This is a genomic window from Streptomyces sp. NPDC021562 (assembly GCF_040640875.1).
Taxonomy (GTDB): Bacteria; Actinomycetota; Actinomycetes; order Streptomycetales; family Streptomycetaceae; genus Streptomyces.
The window spans coordinates 49,397-67,370 of record NZ_JBFACN010000039.1; the positions used below are offsets into that span (position 1 = coordinate 49,397).

Annotated in this window: 13 protein-coding genes; 5 read left to right on the forward strand and 8 right to left on the reverse strand. The window is 73.4% G+C overall.

What is annotated here, in order from left to right; genetic code table 11:
* The first annotated feature begins 243 nt into the window (after positions 1 to 243).
* On the forward strand, positions 244 to 1,482 hold the full coding sequence (locus AB0G52_RS37615) for a cytochrome P450 (RefSeq protein WP_361343298.1): 1,239 nt from the start codon (positions 244 to 246) through the stop codon (positions 1,480 to 1,482).
* Here AB0G52_RS37615 and AB0G52_RS37620 read toward each other — a convergent pair whose 3' ends face one another.
* The 6 genes from AB0G52_RS37620 to AB0G52_RS37645 all read right to left on the reverse strand — a co-directional run bounded on the left by AB0G52_RS37620 (position 1,483) and on the right by AB0G52_RS37645 (position 8,818).
* Positions 1,483 to 2,484 (reverse strand): nucleoside triphosphate pyrophosphohydrolase, encoded by a 1,002-nt coding sequence (locus AB0G52_RS37620; RefSeq protein WP_132891865.1) that lies wholly within the window; start codon positions 2,482 to 2,484, stop codon positions 1,483 to 1,485.
* Between the two features lie 128 nt (positions 2,485 to 2,612).
* Complete coding sequence (locus tag AB0G52_RS37625) at positions 2,613 to 3,260, reverse strand: SurA N-terminal domain-containing protein (RefSeq protein WP_132891866.1); 648 nt, start codon at positions 3,258 to 3,260, stop codon at positions 2,613 to 2,615.
* Between the two features lie 171 nt (positions 3,261 to 3,431).
* Positions 3,432 to 4,256, reverse strand: coding sequence for a glycoside hydrolase domain-containing protein (locus AB0G52_RS37630; protein WP_132891867.1), 825 nt, complete (start codon positions 4,254 to 4,256; stop codon positions 3,432 to 3,434).
* 79 nt (positions 4,257 to 4,335) lie between these two features.
* Positions 4,336 to 5,823, reverse strand: coding sequence for a serine/threonine-protein kinase (locus AB0G52_RS37635; RefSeq protein ID WP_361343315.1), 1,488 nt, complete (start codon positions 5,821 to 5,823; stop codon positions 4,336 to 4,338).
* A 38-nt stretch (positions 5,824 to 5,861) separates the two neighbouring features.
* A complete protein-coding gene (locus AB0G52_RS37640; protein ID WP_132891869.1) occupies positions 5,862 to 6,455 on the reverse strand; it encodes a hypothetical protein in 594 nt (197 codons plus the stop codon).
* 182 nt (positions 6,456 to 6,637) lie between these two features.
* Positions 6,638 to 8,818 (reverse strand): N-6 DNA methylase, encoded by a 2,181-nt coding sequence (locus tag AB0G52_RS37645; RefSeq protein ID WP_361343303.1) that lies wholly within the window; start codon positions 8,816 to 8,818, stop codon positions 6,638 to 6,640.
* 187 nt (positions 8,819 to 9,005) lie between these two features.
* On the opposite strand from AB0G52_RS37645, the gene AB0G52_RS37650 reads away from it, so the two are divergent.
* The 4 genes from AB0G52_RS37650 to AB0G52_RS37665 all read left to right on the forward strand — a co-directional run bounded on the left by AB0G52_RS37650 (position 9,006) and on the right by AB0G52_RS37665 (position 13,153).
* Positions 9,006 to 9,248 carry a hypothetical protein gene (locus AB0G52_RS37650; RefSeq protein WP_361343306.1) on the forward strand — a complete coding sequence of 81 codons (243 nt, stop codon included), beginning with the start codon at positions 9,006 to 9,008 and terminating at the stop codon, positions 9,246 to 9,248.
* Positions 9,249 to 9,338: 90 nt separating this feature from the next.
* A complete protein-coding gene (locus AB0G52_RS37655; protein WP_132891872.1) occupies positions 9,339 to 10,061 on the forward strand; it encodes a hypothetical protein in 723 nt (240 codons plus the stop codon).
* A 64-nt stretch (positions 10,062 to 10,125) separates the two neighbouring features.
* Positions 10,126 to 11,913 carry a M48 family metallopeptidase gene (locus AB0G52_RS37660; protein WP_361343310.1) on the forward strand — a complete coding sequence of 596 codons (1,788 nt, stop codon included), beginning with the start codon at positions 10,126 to 10,128 and terminating at the stop codon, positions 11,911 to 11,913.
* Positions 11,914 to 12,034: 121 nt separating this feature from the next.
* Positions 12,035 to 13,153, forward strand: a complete 1,119-nt coding sequence (locus AB0G52_RS37665; protein ID WP_132891874.1) for a hypothetical protein — start codon at positions 12,035 to 12,037, stop codon at positions 13,151 to 13,153.
* 49 nt (positions 13,154 to 13,202) lie between these two features.
* Here AB0G52_RS37665 and AB0G52_RS37670 read toward each other — a convergent pair whose 3' ends face one another.
* Positions 13,203 to 13,985 (reverse strand): HNH endonuclease family protein, encoded by a 783-nt coding sequence (locus AB0G52_RS37670; RefSeq protein WP_132891875.1) that lies wholly within the window; start codon positions 13,983 to 13,985, stop codon positions 13,203 to 13,205.
* Between the two features lie 154 nt (positions 13,986 to 14,139).
* Complete coding sequence (gene mfd, locus AB0G52_RS37675) at positions 14,140 to 17,673, reverse strand: transcription-repair coupling factor (protein WP_132891876.1); 3,534 nt, start codon at positions 17,671 to 17,673, stop codon at positions 14,140 to 14,142.
* Between the last annotated feature and the right edge of the window lie 301 nt (positions 17,674 to 17,974).

Here is a 17,974-nt window from a genome sequence, read left to right on the forward strand (position 1 = left end):
TGACCGCAGGCGCAGACACCGCTGTAGCGTTGCCCACGTCAGCCCCTCCACGGCTGGCAAGGTCCTGGAGCCCTGGCCGGCTCTGGGACCTCTTGCGTTGGTGGGAACCTAACGCGCCACAACGGACAGCGCTGCAAAACAGGCGGAATTCCCTCGTGAGGGCCTGTTTGCCGATGAATCCGGATGAGATCCGGTATCTGTGCGACAGGGCATGCACGGGCCAACTCCGGATACGGTCTTCTCGTGAACGTCCCGAACACCGCTCCTGAACTCTTCACCTGGGAGTTCGCCGCCGACCCCTACCCGGCCTACGCCTGGCTGCGTGAGCATGCTCCCGTTCACTGGACGAAGCTCCCCAGCGGGGTGGAGGCATGGTTGGTGACCCGTTACGCCGACGCACGCCAGGCTCTCGCGGACGGACGGCTCTCGAAGAACCCCGACCATCACGCGCAGGACGCGCACGGCAAGAGCAGAACCGGCATCCCCGGTGAGCGCAGCGCCAATCTCATGACGCATCTGCTCAACATCGACCCGCCGGACCACACGCGTCTGCGCCGCCTCGTCTCCAAGGCGTTCACTCCGCGCCGCGTCGCTCACATGGCGCCTCGGGTCCAGGAGTTGACCGATGACCTCATCGACCGGTTCGCTCCGCAGGGCAAGGCCGACCTCATCCACGACTTCGCTTTCCCCCTTCCCATCTATGCGATCTGCGACCTGCTCGGCGTACCGCACGAGGACCAGGACAAGTTCTGCGAGTGGGCAGGCATGATGATCCGGCACGGCGGCGGCCCGCGCGGTGGCGTCGCCCGGTCCGTCAAGAAGATCCGCGACTACCTCGCCGAACTCATCCACCGCAAACGGGGCAACCTCGGCGATGACCTGATCTCGGGGCTGATCCGCGCCTCCGACCACGGGGAGCACCTCACCGAGAACGAAGCCGCCGCCATGTGCTTCGTACTTCTGTTCGCAGGTTTCGAGACCACCATCAACCTCATCGGCAACGGCGTGTACGCGCTGCTGCGCAACCCCGCGCAACGGGCCCGGCTCCTGAAGTCGATCGAGGCCGGTGACACCGGGCTGCTCGACACCGGGATCGAGGAGCTGCTCCGCTACGACGGGCCGGTGGAGCTGGCCACCTGGCGCTACGCCACCGAGCCACTCACCATCGGCGGTCGGCGGATCGCCACCGGGGACCCGGTCCTCGTCGTCCTTGCCGCCGCGGACCGCGATCCAGCACGGTTCACGGAACCCGACACACTCGACCTCGCCCGCGCGGACAATCAGCACCTCGGGTACGGCCACGGCATCCACTACTGCCTCGGCGCGCCCCTGGCCCGCCTCGAAGGCCGTACCGCGCTCGAGACGCTGCTACGCCGCCTCCCCGATCTCCGGCTCGCAGCGTACCCCGCCGACCTGCGCTGGCGGGGCGGACTCATCATGCGAGGACTGCGGGAACTCCCCGTGGAGTTCACCGCACGCTGATCAAGGAGAGCCCTCCGCCGCCCTGATCGCGTCCCGGTACGTGCGGGCCGCTGCTCTGAGGGCTGCTTCGGGGTCCACGCCCTCCGTTTCGGCGCGGGCGGCCAGGGCCAGGAGTTCGTAGCCGATGCCCTCGCCGGTGGGGAGGGGGACGTCCAGGCCCGCGGTGCGGACGCGGGAGGTGAGTTTGGCGGCGAGGGCGAGGCCGGGCTGGCCGAGGGGGACGCCGTCGGTGACCGACTTCCGCTGCTTCTCCGCCGCCTTGGTCCGCAGCCAGTGCTCCTTGACCTCCTCCGGCGTCGACGCGGTCTCGTCGCCGAAGACGTGCGGGTGGCGGTGGATGAGCTTGGCGACGATGCCTCCGGCCACGTCGTCCACCGAGAACGGGGCGTCGGGGTCCTCCTGCGCTATCCGCGCGTGGAAGACGACCTGGAGGAGGACGTCGCCCAGTTCCTCGCGCAGTTCGTCGCGGTCGCCGGCCTCGATCGCCTCGACCAGTTCGTAGGCCTCCTCGATGGCGTACTTCGCCAGGCCCTCGTGGGTCTTGCGGGAGGACCAGGGGCACTCCTCGCGGATGCGGTCCATGACCTGGACGAGGTCGAGCAGGCGGGCGCCCGGCAGGTCGTAGGAGGCGGGGAGCAGCTCCAGCTCGGGCATCCGGACCCGGCCGGAGCCGGCGAGGCGGGCCAGGCCGTCGGTGAGGGCGGGTTCGCCCTCACCCGTCGCGACGACCACCACGGTGCGGCCGCCGGCGCAGGCGTCGACCAGTTCCCCGGCGGTGGGGGCGGCCTCGTCCACGGCCGTCCCGGCCTCCCGCAGGTAGGGCAGCTGCGGATGCGCGCCGTCGGCGCACAGCACGCGGTCCGCCGTGCGCAGCGCCTGCCAGGCGGGCCAGGACAGCAGGCCGGGGGCGACCCGGTGGCTGGTGGTGAGCAGGACGATGCGGCCGGGGTCGGTGGCGGTGCCGGTTTCCGGGGTGGTGGGTTCGGGGCTGGTGGTGTTCACGCTCCGAACGTAACGCACGGCCGTCGCCGACCTCGCGCTTTGTCCACAGCCCCGGGGTGATCAAGCGATCGTATGACCGCCATCCCCGCCCGGGTGCCGGCCGGGCGACGACCCGGGTGCCGGCCGGCCTACGCCGACACCTGGCTCCCGGCCGAGGTGACCTCCCGTACCCACGGTGTCTTGGCGTCCACCCGGCTGCTCTTCTGCACGTCCCAGGCGCCGTAGCGCGGGTTGAGGTCGACGTGGAGTTCCTCGGAGGCCCGGGAGAGGGCCTTCCAGAAGGCGGGCTGCGAGGTGTCGGTGCCGAGGACCTGGGCGAGCTTGTTGGCCTCCACCTGGAAGCGGAGGTTGTCGTCCAGCTGCCGGGGGGCGATGCCGTACTTCTGGAGCCAGGCGGCCTGGAGCGCCTTGGCGCCGCCGGCCTGCCGTTCCAGGCGGGCGCGCATCTGCTCGACGTCCCTGCGGGAGACGTTGACGCCCGCGTCCTGGGCGGCCCGGTGCAGCACCCGGTCGAGAACCATGTTGTAGAGGGTGTCCCGGGTGAGGCTGCTGGTGGCGGAGAGCACCTGCTGGTACTGCGCCTGGTCAGGTACCGCGGCCCGCTGGGCCCGGCGCACCTCGTTCACGCGGTTCTCCAGCTGCGCGACGGTGATCCGCTCGCCGCCGACGACGGCCGCCGCGCCCGGGTGCGCGCCGCCCGAGCAGGCGGTGAGGAGGGGGGCCGCGGCGGCGATCGCGGCGGACAGGACGAGCGCGGTGCGACGGCGGCGGTGCAAGGAGGCCTCCCGAGGAGATTGTGCGACGGTGCACAAGGTCTTGCGGTGATCGATGGTAGGCAGTGGGCAGGCTCTGGCCAACCCATTCGACCAACGATTCACACACGCATCCGGCACCGCCGCGCCACCCCCCGGAAGGGTTTGCGGGTCGTCCCTCCCTGTGGACGGGGCTCAGCCCGTGATCGCCACCGGGGCGTCCCACGCGTCGCGGTCCACGGTGATCGTGTAACCGCCGCGCGTCTCCTTGCTGTTGACCATGTACTGGTGCGCCCGGCTGTGCCCGGTGAACTGGGTCGAGCCGAACGGCCAGTCCGCGGTGGTGGTGTTCTGCTTGTCCCACAGCGCGTACCAGAGGTTGCCCGGCAGGTCCGTCTTGTCCGTGGCGTTGGCGATCGCCTTGGCGCTGGAGCTGGTGAAGCCGTAGAGGCCCGCGCGGTACGTCTTGGCGCGCAGTTCCTTGTCGAAGGCGCGGACGTACGTCAGCACGGCGTTGTTGCACGACGTGTTCGTCGTGTCGTACGCCTCCATGTCGAGGTAGATGGGGCTGCCGGCCTTCATCCCGAGGGCGGCGGCCTTGGCCACGGCGTCGTCCGCCTCGGAGGTGCCCACGGCGGCCGCGGTGGAGGCGCTGATCTTCACGGAGCCGCCGGATCCGCAGGACGGCTGGGAGCCGACGTAGAGCGGGACGAGCTTCCAGCCGAGGGCGGAGACGGACTTGACCCAGGAGGCGGTGAGGTTGGGCTGGTTGCAGCCGCGGTTCTTGCCTCCGATGTAGACGGCGGCGGCGCCGTAGAAGCCGGTGTTCCACGCCTTCATCGCGGCGAGGGAGGGCGCGGCGCAGGTGTCGAAGGCGCGGCCGGTGAACGTCTTCTGGGCGGGCCAGGTGGTGGCCGCCATGGAGGTCTGCGCGGCTATGCCGGCGCCGGCGACGACGGCGGCGCCCGCGACGCCCCAGGTGATGTATCTGCGCTTCTTCGACTGGCGATGGCTGGACATGCCGGATCCCACCCCTGTGTGTGCACTATGCAAGAAAGTCCTGCGGAAAACGGACGGCAACCTATCAGGCGCGGTGGGACTAGCCGCGCACCTGCCCCAGCCACTGCAGCGTCCGCCGGACCTCCGCCGCCATGGGGTGCCCGGGTCCGTGCAGCCGCTCGACGTCGAACAGCAGCCGGGTGAGGGTGTCGTGGGCGGCGGGCCGGTCGCCGAGGGCGAGCAGCAGGTGCCCGATCCGGCGGCGCACGTCGTGGGCGAGCTGGGGGTCGCCGGCCACGTACTGGTTCTCGTAGTAGGGCAGCAGCGCGCGGTACTCCGCGAGTGCCGCCGCCGGTTCGCCGAGTTGTTCCAGGCACTGGGCGATCTCGTAGCGGAAGCGCAGGGCCTGCGGGTCGGCCTGGCCGGCCTCGGCGGCGCGTTCGTCGGCGAGCCGGCGCAGTTCGGGCAGCGCGCGCCGGTACTGCCCGTCGTCCATGAGGGTGGCCGCGTACTGCTTGCGCAGGGTCCGTACGACCGTGGAGCGCTCCCCGTGCTGGTCGGCGGCGACCGGCAGGATCGCGCCCAGGATGTCGACGGCCCGGGTGATCCGCCCCTCCCCGAGCAGCCGTTTGACCTCGTCGACGGCGGTGGCGACGTCGGGCCGGCCGGGGACGGCGGCCACGGGGGCGGCGGGCTGCGGTGCGGGCGTGCGCGCGCGGTCCGGCCACGGGGCGTGGGGGCGCAGGAAGGGGCGCGTCGGGTCCAGTGGCGCTCCGGAGGGCGTTCCGCGCGCGGGCAGGAGGGACGCCAGGTCCTCGTAGACCTCCTGCGCGGACGCCGGCCGGTGCTGCGGGTCCTTGGCCAGCAGGCGCAGGACGAGGCTCTCCAGCGGTTCCGGGGCCTCGGGGCGGATCCGGCGCACCGGCACCGGTGGTTCGTACAGGTGGCGGTGGAGGACGCCGAGGGCCGTGGAACCCGCGAACGGCACCTCGCCGCTGAGCAGTTCGTGCAGCAGTACGCCCAGTGCGTACAGGTCGGTGTACGGGCCGACCGCGCCGCCCATCGCCTGCTCGGGCGCCATGTAGGCGGGCGAGCCGATCGGGGAGCCGGTGTGGGTGAGCCGGGTGGTGTCCGTGTCCATGACGGAGGCCACGCCCAGGTCGAGGACGGTGACCGTGCCGTCCTGCTTCACCATCACGTTGCGCGGCTTGAGGTCGCGGTGGACGATCGGCACCGCGTGCACGGCGCTCAGCACGGCGCACAGTTGCGCGGCCACCGCCACCGCCCACTGCCACGGGTAGGGGTCGTGTTCCGCCAGGTGGTCGGAGAGGTCGGCGCCGTCCACGTACTGCATGACGAGGAACAGTTCCTCGCCCTCGCTGCCCGCGTCGTGCACGGTGACCAGTCCCGGGTGGTCGACCTGTGCGGTCACCCGGCACTCGCGCAGGAACCGCCGGCGCAGCTCCTCCGCCTCCGCGCCGGCCACCTTGTCGGGGCGCAGCAGCTTCACCGCCACGCGCCGGTCGAGCCGCTGGTCGTATGCCGTCCACACCTGGCCCATGCCGCCCTGGCCGATGAGCGTGGACAGTTCGTAGCGGCCGGCGACGAGCCGTCCCGTCGCCACGGTCACCTTCCGCTCTCGTGGTGGCCGTCGTGCTGGCGCAGGTAGTCGCTGAGTTCGTCGAGTTCGGCGCGTACCTGCTCGATGCGGGCGGGTGCCGGGCGCTGGGGCGGGGCGGGTATCGGCGGGTGCGCCGGCGGCTGGTGGAGGACCGGGGGCGGGGTGTGCGGCGGCCGCGTGTCCAGGGGCACCGTGCCCGTGGTGTACGGCGGGGCGGGGGGCGCGTACCCGTACGGCTGCGCCGCGTACGCCGCGCGCCGGCGCTGGAAGTGGCGTACGTCGGCCGCGAGGTAGTAGCCGACGGTGGCCAGCAGTGTGCCGAACAGCAGGGTGATCCCCAGGTAGCCGCCGGGGGTGTGCACGTCGTCGCCGGGTTCACTGCCCAGCAGCACGAGGCTGAGGACGTCGGCCGCCGCGGCCGCCACCAGCAGGCCGTAATCCACCGGCCTGCGGGTCACGACGGCCAGCCGCAGCAGCATCACCCACGCCAGGAAACCGAGGCTGAACAGGCCCGTCGCCACGAACACCACGCGCAACAGGGCCAGTACCGCGTGGTGCGGCGGCCGCTGCACCGGCTGCGCATGGCCCTGGCCTTGCATGATCGCTCCTGTGTCGCCGGGAAAAGGGCGTACGTGCCCGTCCGGTGCGGCCCGCTCACGGAGGCACCGGTCGTACGGTGGTCGTCCCGAGCATATGGCCCGGCACGGACATACGGTCGGGGTTGTACCGAACCGTTGTGCGCAGCCCGGCCGGGGGCCCGCGCCCCCGCCCGGGTGACGGCTCAGTCGGGTGCGACCGTGCCGGTGGTGAGACCGTCGTACATCCCGCGTACGAGCTGTTCCCCGAGCCGGCTCGTGTGGCGCAGCGCCCGCTCGAACTCGTCGAGCGCGCGGAACCGCGCGCCGTAGCGCCGCTGTTCCTCCAGGGGGAGCCGCGGCAGTTGCAGCCGGCGCACGTCCAGCCGGGTCGCGGTGGAGGCGTAGCTGCTGGCCTGCCGGTTGTTGGCGCTGCCCCGCAGGAAGCCGGCGAGGAACCAGGCGTCGAGCGCCGTGCGGTCGGGGCGCAGCAGGACGAGGCTGCGGCCCAGGACGGCGCCCGCCGTGGCGTCGTCGACCACGCGCGCCACCGAGCCCCCGCCGAGGACCGGCACCACGACGTCGCCCGGCTCGGTCAGCACGGCCGCCTCCTCGCTCTCGGGGAGCGAACCGGAGGGCGCCGTGCCGGCGAGGACGTCCTGGTCGGTGAGGACGGGCACGCGCGCGTGCCCGCCGTGGCCGCCGGTGCGCAGCACCAGGGCCCCGCCGCGGGCGAGTTCACCGACGGTGGTGAGCGGCCAGCGCGCGGGCGGCGCCTGGCCGGCCGGGGGCGGGGTGAGGTCGGCGGTCAGTCGCAGGGTCTCGCCGAGCCGTTCGCGGACCGCCGTGAGCTGCTCCGCGCCGTCGGCCGCGGGCTCCGGCGGCAGGTGGCGGGCGGGTGCGAGGTCCACGTCGTCGTCGAGGAGTTCGATGACCGGCACCGCCCGGGCCAGTCCGGGCCGTTCCCCCGGGCCGCCGCCGCGCTCGAAGGCACGCCAGGCGTCCAGCACGGCGTCCCGTACCGCCGCCCGGTCGGGGCCGCCCCGCCCCTCCCCCGCGAACCTCCCGGTGTCCACGAGCAGCACCTCCGGCGCGGCCGGGGTCCGGTCGGGTGCCCGCAGCACCCACAGGTGCAGCGGGATGTTGTACGGCGGCGCCGTCCCGACCGGCAGCGCCACCACCGCGCGCAGCGCGCCCCGGCGCAGCAGGTCGGCGCGGATCCGGCGGCCGGAACGGCGGGAGGCGGCGGCCGGCGGCATCAGCAGGACCGCGGTGCCGCCGTCGGCGAGCCGGGCGAGGGCGTGCTGCACCCAGGCCAGCTCCGACTCGGTGCGCGCCGGGAAGCCGTACTCCCAGCGGGGGTCGTAGGCCAGCTCGTCGTGGCCCCAGTTGCGCTCGTTGAACGGCGGGTGGCACAGCACGGCGTCGGCGCGCAGCTCCGGGTGGGCGTCGGCGCGCAGGGTGTCGCCGGTGGCGGCGTGCACGCGGGCCCGGGAGTGCAACGCGAGGCGCAGCGCGGTGAGCGCGGCGAGGTCGGGGGCGCTGTCCTGGGCGTACAGCTGCCGGTCGGGACCGGTGGGCACGGCCCGCAGCAGGGCGCCGGTGCCGCAGGCCGGGTCCAGGACCGTGCGGGCGGGGCCGGCGAGGTCGGCCATGAGACCGGCGAGTTCGGGCGGGGTGAGGGTGTACTGGCGGGGGTTGGCGTCGAGGTACCGGCCCAGCAGGAACTCGAAGCACTGCCGGGCCCCCGAGTCGGCGGCCAGTTCGGCGACCCCGCGCAGGAGGGGGACGGACGGCAGGAGCTCCGGGCCGGTGGGGGTGCGTGGTTCGGCGTTCACGGCGGCGCCGGGGGGTGCGGGGTTCACGGCCGCGCCAGGGAGTGCGGGGTTCACGGGGGCGACGGGTGGTGGCGTGTTCACAGGGGCGGCCTGTGGTGGCGTGTTCACAGCACGGGCCGGTGGCGGGGTGTTCACAGTCCTGGTCGCCGCCGCGCTGCCGAAGCGTGAGGTCAGCACCTGGTCCAGCGTGCCCGGCAGCAGTGCGGCCAGGCGTTCGTCCGAGCCTGCGCTCACGTCGAGCCAGACGGTCGGGCGCTCGTGGATCAGCAGCAGTGCGCAGCCGGCGTGCACCAGCGCGGTCAGCGGGCCGCCGGGGTGCCCGGCGAGTTGCTGCCAGACCCGTTCGCGCAGCGGGACCTCGGCTAGTTTGCCCTGGCCGCGCAGCCAGGCCTCGACCTCGGCGAGCGCGAACGACGGGCTGGTCTCGGTGCCGCCGACCGGCTTGGGGAAGTCGGCGTGCCGGCGGCGCCAGTTGCTGACGGCGGCCCGGCCCACCCCGGCGAGCCGTGCGATGCCGGCCGCGGTCACCTCTGTGGCGTTGTCCTGCACGCGCCCCCGCTTCCCTCGTTCCGTGGTGCGCCGAGCATACCGGCGTACACAAGCTCCATCGATTCACGCCGTGTACGGAGCATACCCAAGGCATCGTGTTGACTCGGTTCACAGGCTCTGCTCTTATTGACCCAGCGAACAACGGCGGCCGAGGGGTGGCCTTCACGGGGAGGGATTCGCCATGGGCATGAAAACCAGGATGGGACTGAGCGCCCTCGTGGGATTCGTCATCATCGGCACCGTGTCCGCCAACGCCGACAGCGGCGCCACGGGCGGCGTCGACGGCACTCCGCGCGGCACTACGCGCGGCACTACGCGCGGCGCGTCCAGCGGCGCTTCGGGCGGCGCCTCGACCGCCGCCGGCCGCACCCCCCACGCCGGGAACACCCTCCGCCGGACCGACCCCGCTACGAGGCCCGACCGGCGCTGAAGCCGACCCCGCGGTGAAGCCCGCCCCGCCCCGCCCCGGCCGCCCGGCCGTCGCGCACACCACCGTTCCACCCACCCGAGAAGGACTCCGATGCGTCTCCCGTCCCGTGCCGTCGTGCTGATGGCCGTCGCCGCACTCCCGCTGGCCCTGTCCGCCTGCTCCTCCGGCTCCTCCTCCGACTCCGGTACCGGCGCGGGCACCGGCAGCGGCGCGAGCGCCGGACCCGCCGAGGCGAAGGACCCCCACGCCGCTGTGCCCACCGGTACGCAGCTGAAGAAGGCGCTCGCGCCCGCCTCGGCCTTCCCGGCCGGGCTCACCCTGGAGTCCGACGGTTCCGCCGACAGCGGCGGCCAGTTGCTCTCCCCGGCCGCCCGGAAGACCGGCAAGCCGGACTGCACCCGGCTGGAGACCACGTCCTGGATCCAGGTCTCCGGGTACAAGGGCGGGGTGTCGTTCGCGCAGAACGGCTACGCGAACAAGACCGAGGAGGTCGACCAGGAGATCGACGCCTTCCAGGGCACCACCGCGACCGACGTGATGAAGGCCCTGCGGTCGGTGGCCGCCGCGTGTGCCACGTACACGGACACCGACGCGCACGCCAAGGTGAAGCTCACCGGCAGCACCACGCCGGGACTCGCCGACGAGGCCTACACGATGACGCTGACGAGCGGCTCCTGGGAGAACGGCACCACGCTGATCGCGGCCCGTTCCGGGAACTCCGTGGTCACCGTGCTGTCCACGGCGGGCACCGACGACGGCGCCGCGTCCGCGAGGAAGGTGACGACAACGGTCCTGGCGGCGCTTAAGAAGTAGCCGGGCGTCGCTTCCCGGCCCCACCACCGTTCCGTCTCCTCCGAAGATCCCCTGAAGGATGCCGATGCGCCAGTCGTCCCGCGCCGCCGGCCGGGCAGCGGCCCGCCGGGCTCCCGCGCGGCGGCCCGCCGTACCCGGAACGCCCCTGCGCGCCGCGCTCGCTCTCGCCCTGCTCATCGGGTTCTACGTGCTGGCGCTGCTCGTGGTCGTCGTGCTGGCGCTCCTGGACGTGTTCCTGGCCCACGGCCCGGGCGTCACGATCACGACCGTGGAGGGCTGGCTCGGCTCACTGGCCGTCGCCTGGTGCGTGGTGCGGGTCGTCCTGCTCAGCCTCCGCCGCGGCGACGGCGAGGACGAGATCCCCGGTGTGTCCGTGACGCCGGTGGAGCAGCCCGAGCTGTGGCGGCGCGTGACCGGGCTGGCCGAACGGGTGGGCACGCGGCCGCCCACGGAGATACGGGTGGTCCCGGGGGCCGGCGCCATGGTGCAGGAGGAGGCCCGGTGGCTCGGGCTGGTCACCGGCGAACGGCGGCTCTTCCTCGGCGTGGCCCTGCTGATCGGTCTTCCGGAGAACGAACTGGACGCCGTGCTCGTCCACGAGTTGGGCCACTACGCGCGCAGTGACACCCGGCTGGGCGCTCTGGTCTGGGCGCTGCACCGGAGACTGCTCGGGACCGTGCGCACGCTGCGGCAGCGGGCCGCCCGCGAGGAGGCGCAGGAGCAGGCGGCGTCCGCCGCACGGGCCGCACGGCGCCGTGCGGCCGGGAAGCCGCCGCAGCCGAAGCGGGAGCCCACCCGGGGCCCGGACCACTACCTCGCCGTCGTCTTCTCCGCGTACGCCGGGCTGTGCCTGCGCCTGACCGAGGCCGTCAGCCGCCGGCAGGAGTACGCGGCCGACGACCTGGCCGCCAGGATCGCCGGGCGGGACGCCATGGTCGCCGCGCTGCGCCGCGTGCCCGCTCTCGAAGCCGTGGACGACCTCTACCGGCGCGACTACGCCCTGATGGGCCGTACGGCACGCCTGCTGCCGCCCGAGGGCCAGTTCCACGGCGGGCTCTGGCACCTCCTCGCGGACGAGGACCGCCGCGCCGACCTGGAATCGTGGGTACGGACACCGTCCTCCGAGGACCCGTACGAGGAGCGGTCCCCCTACGACAGCCATCCGCCCACCGCCGACCGCATCGCGGTGCTGTCGGCACTGCCCGACGACGGGCTCGGCACCGCGTCCGTACGACGCCCCGCACTCGCGCTGCTCCGCGCGCCGGAGCGTCTTCTCGCCGCGCTCGAACAGCGGGTGCTGGGCGAGGAGATGCTCTCCTGGCGGCGGGTGCCCTGGGCCGAGCTGCCCGCCCGGGCCCGGCACGAGAGCTGGACCCGGGACGCGGCCCCCCTGGGCGAGGCCATGGCCCGGGTGACCGGGCCGGGCGTCCTGGCCGCGCCCGCGGCCGCACGGCTCGGCCACCTCATGGACCTGCTCGACCACGGCCTGCTGTACGACATCGCGGACCTGCTGCCCCGGTCGGAGCGGGCCGCCCTCAGCAGTGGGCGTGCGGCACGCGAGTTCGCCCGGACGGCCTTCCGTTCCGCCCTGCGCCGACTGGCCCTGCTCGCCGCGCTGGAGACGGGGGTGTGCCGGTGGGAGCTGTGCTGGTCGGGGCCCGCGGTGCGCACGGCGGCGCCCGAACGGTTCACCGAGGCGCTGGAGGAGGCGCTGGACCACGCGGTCGCGGAGCCGGTCGGCACGGCGCCCCTGCGCGCCCTGCTGCTGTCCGGCGGGAGCGGGCACCCGGCCGGGGGCACGGCACCGCCGCCCGCCGCCCGGCCCTGGCCGCCACCCCGGGTCCCGTACTGACGGAGCTCCCGTACTGACGGAGTTCCCGTACTGACGGACCGCCACCTCTCCGCCTGCCCCGGTCCCCTCGACCGCCATCACCACCGCCCCCTCAGGCGGCCCCGACCCCGAAAGACCCGTCATGAACGTCCTGATCGACATCGCCGGTACCGGCGCCCTCGCCTACGCGGCCGTCACCATCCCGCGCAACGCCCGCAAGGCGCGGGCGATGCGGGCGGAGGCGAAGGCCAAGGCGCCGGTCACCATCGACGCCGCCACGTACGGGCTGGTGCCGGCCGCTCAGCTCGACAGCCGGTGCGCGGGGCCGGATCCCGAGGCGGACGCGGTCGCCGCGGCCGCCCTCGCCGGCGACTGGCGGCGGGCCGCCGGCTACCTGGCCGCGGCGGGCCGGGACTGGGACCTGCGGTGGTACCGGCTCGGCATCCTCGTGCACGCCGCCGCCGAGGACGACGCCTGGGTCAAGGCGTGGCGGACCGAGTACCCGGGCGACCCGTCCGCCGCCCTGGTGCACGCCGACGCGCTCGTCGTGCTCGCCGGCAAGGTGCGCGGCGCGAAGTCGGCCAAGCACACCACCGCCGAGCAGTTCGAGGGCTTCCACCGGCTGCTCGCCGAGGCGCTGCCCGCCTGCCAGGAGGCCGCCTGGATGGCGCCCGAGGACCCCAGCCCATGGGTCGCGCAGCTCACCGTCGCGCGGGGGCTCGGCTGGTCGAACGACGACTTCCGGACGCTGTGGGCCGAGGTCACCGCGCGCGACCCGTACCACTTCGGCGCCCATGCGAGCGCCCTGCAGTACTGGTGCGCCAAGTGGCAGGGCTCGCACGAGCTGATGTACGCGTTCGCCGAACAGGCCGCGGCCTCGGCGCCGGCGGGGAGCCTGCTGCCGGTACTGCGTCTGGAGGCGCTGATGGAGCACGCGTCCCGCGAGCCGCAGGCGTCCGTGTACGACCAACCGTTCGTGCACGCGGCCGTGGACGCCACCCTGGACGCCGTGGACCGGGTGCCGGCCGGGCACCACCGGCTGCCGGCGGTACGGCACCTGCTGGCGGACGCCCTGTTCCGGACGGAGCGGTACGCGGAGGCGGTGGAGCAGTTCAGGGCGGTCGGCGGCTACGTCGGCAGCGCGCCGTGGACGTACTCCGCCAATCCGGTCAAGGCGTTCGTCTTCGCCCGCACCCACACCTTCGTCGCGTGGGAGAAGGCGGGCCGCCCCGCCCCCGGGCCGCGCGGCGGGGCTCGGTGATCCGGGCGCCCGCGGCGCCCGCCCGCGGTGGCCGGCCCTGTCGGGGCGGTCAGCCGCCGCACTGCGTCAGCATCATCCGCTTGTCCGCGGTCGTCACCGGAAGGTCGTACTTCAACGACACCTGGGCGAAGCGCACCGCGTAGGAGCAGCGGATCCGCTTGTTCGGGGGCAGCCAGGTCGCGGGCCCCGCGTCGCTCTTGGCGCCGTTGGTGGGGCCGTCCACGGGAATCAGGTTGAGCGGGTCGTTGGCGATGTCCTCCCGCTTGCCCTTCGTCCATCGGGCGGCACCCATCTGCCAGTCGTACGACAGTGGCATGACGTGGTCTATCTGCACCGTCGTGGCGCGCGACTTGGTCCACTGGATGGTCTTGCCCGTGTACGGATCGCGCAGCGTCATGGAGGCGACGACGCAGTCGGATCCGGCCCGGAAACGGACCTTCTCGCCGTCGCGCTTCAGCAGGTCGTTCCGCGAGTCACAGCCGTTGTGGGCGAAGGGGATGCCACCCGGGGCGGAGTCCGTCCAGGCGTAGCCGAACTTGTCCCTCTCGTAGCCCGTCTTCGGCCCGCGCCCCTTCGTCGCCACCTTTTCGATCAGCGACCGCGCCTTCGCCCTGTCCGCGGTGGAGGTGATCGCCCCGAGCCCCGGTTTGGTGCCGTCCGGGTTGTCCAGCGGGTTCACGGCTCGGCCGTCACCGGTGGTCGAGACGGCGGAACCGGCTGATCCACCGCCCTCGGGCGGAGCGATGTCCCTGCACCCTGCGATCAGGATGCTGCCGGCCACCGTGCAGGTCACGACGACAGCGGTGACCGCCCCGCCCCTGAGCCGCGTCACGTGCGCCCCCTCGTGTTCTCCCTCTGCCGCCTCCGCACGGGCGGCTCTCCGCCAGGACGGATGCCCGCAACTCCCCCGGATAGTCGGGGCGGTCACGAAGCGGGGGGCGGCGCGAGAAGACGCCCCCCACCCCCGCCCTCCGCCCCCCGCGGGTTCAGGACCCCAGCACCGACGCGAGGAACTCCCCGACCCAGCCCAGCAGTTCCCGGCCGACCAGCGGCTTGCCGCCCACCTTCGCGGTCTTCGGGCGCGGCACCAGCACCTGGTGGACCGTCGGCTTGATGACCGTCCCCGGGTACAGCCGCTTGAGGCGCAGCTCCTGCGACTCACGCAACTCCACCGGCGCGAAACGGATGTTGGTGCCCTGGAGGACGATCTCGCCGACCCCGCAGGCGCGCGCGAGCATCCGCAGCCCGGCGACGAGCAGCAGGTTCTCCACCGGCTCGGGCAGCTTGCCGTAGCGGTCGGTGAGTTCCTCGCGGACCGCCCGGATGTCCTCCTCCGAGTTGGCGGAGGCGATGGCCCGGTAGGCCTGGAGGCGCAGCCGCTCGCCGGGCGCGTAGTCGTGCGGGACGTGCGCGTCGACGGGCAGCTCGATCTTGACCTCGAGCGGCTGCTCCTCCTCGATCTCCCCGGTCTCCAGCTGCCGCCGGTAGTCCGCGACGGCCTCGCCGACCATGCGCACGTACAGGTCGAAGCCGACGCCCGCGATGTGCCCGGACTGCTCGCCGCCGAGCAGGTTTCCGGCGCCGCGGATCTCCAGGTCCTTCATCGCCACGTACATGCCGGCGCCCATCTCGGTGTGCTGGGCGATGGTCGCGAGCCGCTCGTGCGCGGTCTCGGTCAGCGGCTTCTCCGGCGGGTACAGGAAGTACGCGTACCCGCGCTCGCGGCCGCGGCCGACCCGGCCGCGCAGCTGGTGCAGCTGGGACAGGCCGAAGGTGTCGCCGCGCTCCACGATCAGGGTGTTGGCGTTGGAGATGTCGATGCCGGACTCGACGATCGTGGTGGAGACGAGGACGTCGAACTTCTTCTCCCAGAAGTCGACGACGACCTGTTCGAGCGCCGACTCCGACATCTGGCCGTGGGCGGTCGCGATGCGCGCCTCGGGGACGATGTCGCGGAGTCTGGCCGCCGCGCGGTCGATGGACTCCACCCGGTTGTGGATGTAGAAGACCTGGCCCTCGCGCAGCAGTTCGCGGCGGATGGCGGCGCCGATCTGCTTCTCCTCGTACGGCCCGACGAAGGTGAGCACCGGGTGCCGCTCCTCGGGGGGAGTGGTGATCGTGGACATCTCGCGGATGCCCGTCACCGCCATCTCCAGGGTGCGGGGAATCGGGGTGGCCGACATCGTCAGCACGTCGACGTTGGCGCGCAGCTTCTTCAGCTGCTCCTTGTGCTCGACGCCGAAGCGCTGCTCCTCGTCGACGATGACCAGGCCGAGGTCCTTGAACTTGGTCTCCGAGGAGAACAGCCGGTGGGTGCCGATGACGACGTCGACCGCGCCCTCTCTGAGGCCCTCCAGGGTGGCCTTCGCCTCGGTGTCGGTCTGGAAGCGGGAGAGCGCCTTCACGCTGACCGGGAACTGCGAGTACCGCTCGGAGAACGTCCCGAAGTGCTGCTGCACCAGCAGGGTCGTGGGCACGAGGACGGCGACCTGCTTGCCGTCCTGGACGGCCTTGAAGGCGGCCCGCACCGCGATCTCCGTCTTGCCGTAGCCGACGTCGCCGCAGATCAGGCGGTCCATCGGGACCGACTTCTCCATGTCCTCCTTGACCTCGGCGATCGTGGTCAGCTGGTCGGGGGTCTCGGCGTACGGGAACGCGTCCTCCAGCTCGCGCTGCCAGGGCGTGTCCCCGCCGAACGCGTGTCCGGGGGCGGCCATGCGTGCGCTGTACAGCTTGATCAGGTCGGCGGCGATCTCCTTGACGGCCTTCTTGGCGCGCGCCTTGGTCTTCGTCCAGTCCGCGCCGCCGAGGCGGTGCAGGGTGGGGGCCTCGCCGCCGACGTACTTGGTGATCTGCTCCAGCTGGTCGGTCGGGATGTACAGCCGGTCGCCGGGCTGGCCGCGCTTGGCGGGCGCGTACTCGACGACCAGGTACTCGCGGGTGGCGCCCTGGACGGTGCGCTGCACCATCTCGATGTAGCGGCCGACGCCGTGCTGCTCGTGGACGATGTAGTCGCCCGACTCCAGGGTGAGCGGGTCGATGGTCTTGCGGCGGCGGGCCGGCATCCGGGCGCCGTCCTTGCCCGCCGCCTTCTGGCCGGACAGGTCGGTCTCGGTGAGGACGGCGAGTCTGAGCGCCGGGTCGACGAACCCGTAGTCGATCGAGCCGCAGGACACGTGCACGACCGAGGGGGTCACCTCGCCCAGGTCGACGTCCAGGCGGGCCGCGATGCCCTCGCCGCCGAGCACCTCGACGGTGCGGGAGGCGGGGCCGTGGCCCTCGGTGACGAACACCGTGCGCCAGCCGTCGGCGAGCCAGCCCTTGGTGTCGGCGAGGGCCTTCGCGGTGTCGCCGCGGTAGGTCTCCGGGGCGTGCATGCCGAGCTTGAGGGTGTCGGCGGACAGCTCGTCGTCGGCGGCGAACGGCGACACCGACCACCACATCATGTCCAGCTCGCGCGCGCGGTCGCGGACGTCGGCGATGGACCACAGGGAGGCCGCGCCGACGTCGATGGGCGCCTCGCCGCCGCCCGCGGTGGCCGCCCAGGACGCCTGGAGGAACTCCAGGCTGGTGGCGACCAGGTCGGCGGCGCGGGTGCGGACCCGCTCCGGGTCGCACACGACGGCCATCGCGCCCTTGGGCAGCACGTCGAGCAGCAGCTCCATGTCGTCGACCAGGACCGGCGCGAGGGACTCCATGCCCTCGACCGCGATCCCCTCGGCGATCTTGTTGAGCAGTTCGCCGAGCTCCGGGTGCTCCTCGGCGAGGGCACGGGCGCGTGCCCGGACGTCCTCGGTGAGCAGCAGCTCGCGGCAGGGCGGCGCCCACAGGCCGTGCTCGGCGACTTCTAGGGAGCGCTGGTCGGCGACCTTGAAGTAGCGGATCTCCTCGACGTCGTCGCCCCAGAACTCGATGCGCAGCGGGTGTTCCTCGGTGGGCGGGAAGACGTCCAGGATGCCGCCGCGCACGGCGAACTCGCCGCGCTTCTCGACGAGCTCCACGCGCGCGTAGGCGGCCGCGGCGAGGGCTTCCACGACCTCGTTCAGGTCGGCGCTCTGCCCGGTGCGCAGGGCTACCGGTTCCAGGTCGCCGAGGCCCTTGACCTGCGGCTGGAGCACGGACCGCACGGGTGCGACGACCACGGAGACCGGGCCGGTCTCGGGGTCGTCGGGGCGGGGGTGGGCGAGGCGGCGCAGGACGGCGAGGCGGCGGCCGACGGTGTCGCTGCGGGGGCTGAGCCGCTCGTGCGGGAGCGTCTCCCAGGAGGGGTACTCCACGACGCCCTCGGAGGGCAGCAGGGTGCGCAGGGCGGCGGCCAGGTCCTCGGCCTCGCGACCGGTGGCGGTGACCGCGAGCACCGGGCGGCCGGTCTCGCGGGCCAGGGCGGCGACCGCGAAGGGGCGGGCCGCCGGGGGGCCGACCAGGTCGACGTGCATGCGGTTGCCGTCCCCGGCCGCCTTGATCGCTTCCGCGAGGGCGGGGTCCTTGACGACGGCGTCGAGCAGACCGTGCAGGCTCATTCAGGGCGGCTTTCGTCCGGGGGCGGGCAACGCGAACGGCCCGGCGCGGGGTGCGACCGGGGGGTGTCCAGCCTACGACGACGGGGGCGCGTGTGCCGGGGGCTGTGGACAACCCCCGTCGAACCGACGCGACCCCAGGTGAGCGACGGAACCCGCGTCGAGCGGAAGGACGGCGTACGGGCCCGGCGCCGGGGAGTCCTGGGACTCCCCGGCGCCGCGCCCGTGGCCCCCCCCCCCCCCCGGGGGGTGGGGGTGGTCGCCCCCCCCCCCTACCGGCGGCGGGGGGGGCGGGGGGGGAATG

Coding starts and splice junctions, on each gene's coding strand:
- AB0G52_RS37660 (WP_361343310.1), top strand. CDS start 10,126: ATGCGCCAGTCGTCCCGCGCCGCCGGCCGGGCAGCGGCCCGCCGGGCT.
- AB0G52_RS37640 (WP_132891869.1), bottom strand. CDS start 6,455: ATGCAAGGCCAGGGCCATGCGCAGCCGGTGCAGCGGCCGCCGCACCAC.
- mfd (WP_132891876.1), bottom strand. CDS start 17,673: ATGAGCCTGCACGGTCTGCTCGACGCCGTCGTCAAGGACCCCGCCCTC.
- AB0G52_RS37650 (WP_361343306.1), top strand. CDS start 9,006: ATGAAAACCAGGATGGGACTGAGCGCCCTCGTGGGATTCGTCATCATC.
- AB0G52_RS37630 (WP_132891867.1), bottom strand. CDS start 4,256: ATGTCCAGCCATCGCCAGTCGAAGAAGCGCAGATACATCACCTGGGGC.
- AB0G52_RS37665 (WP_132891874.1), top strand. CDS start 12,035: ATGAACGTCCTGATCGACATCGCCGGTACCGGCGCCCTCGCCTACGCG.
- AB0G52_RS37655 (WP_132891872.1), top strand. CDS start 9,339: ATGCGTCTCCCGTCCCGTGCCGTCGTGCTGATGGCCGTCGCCGCACTC.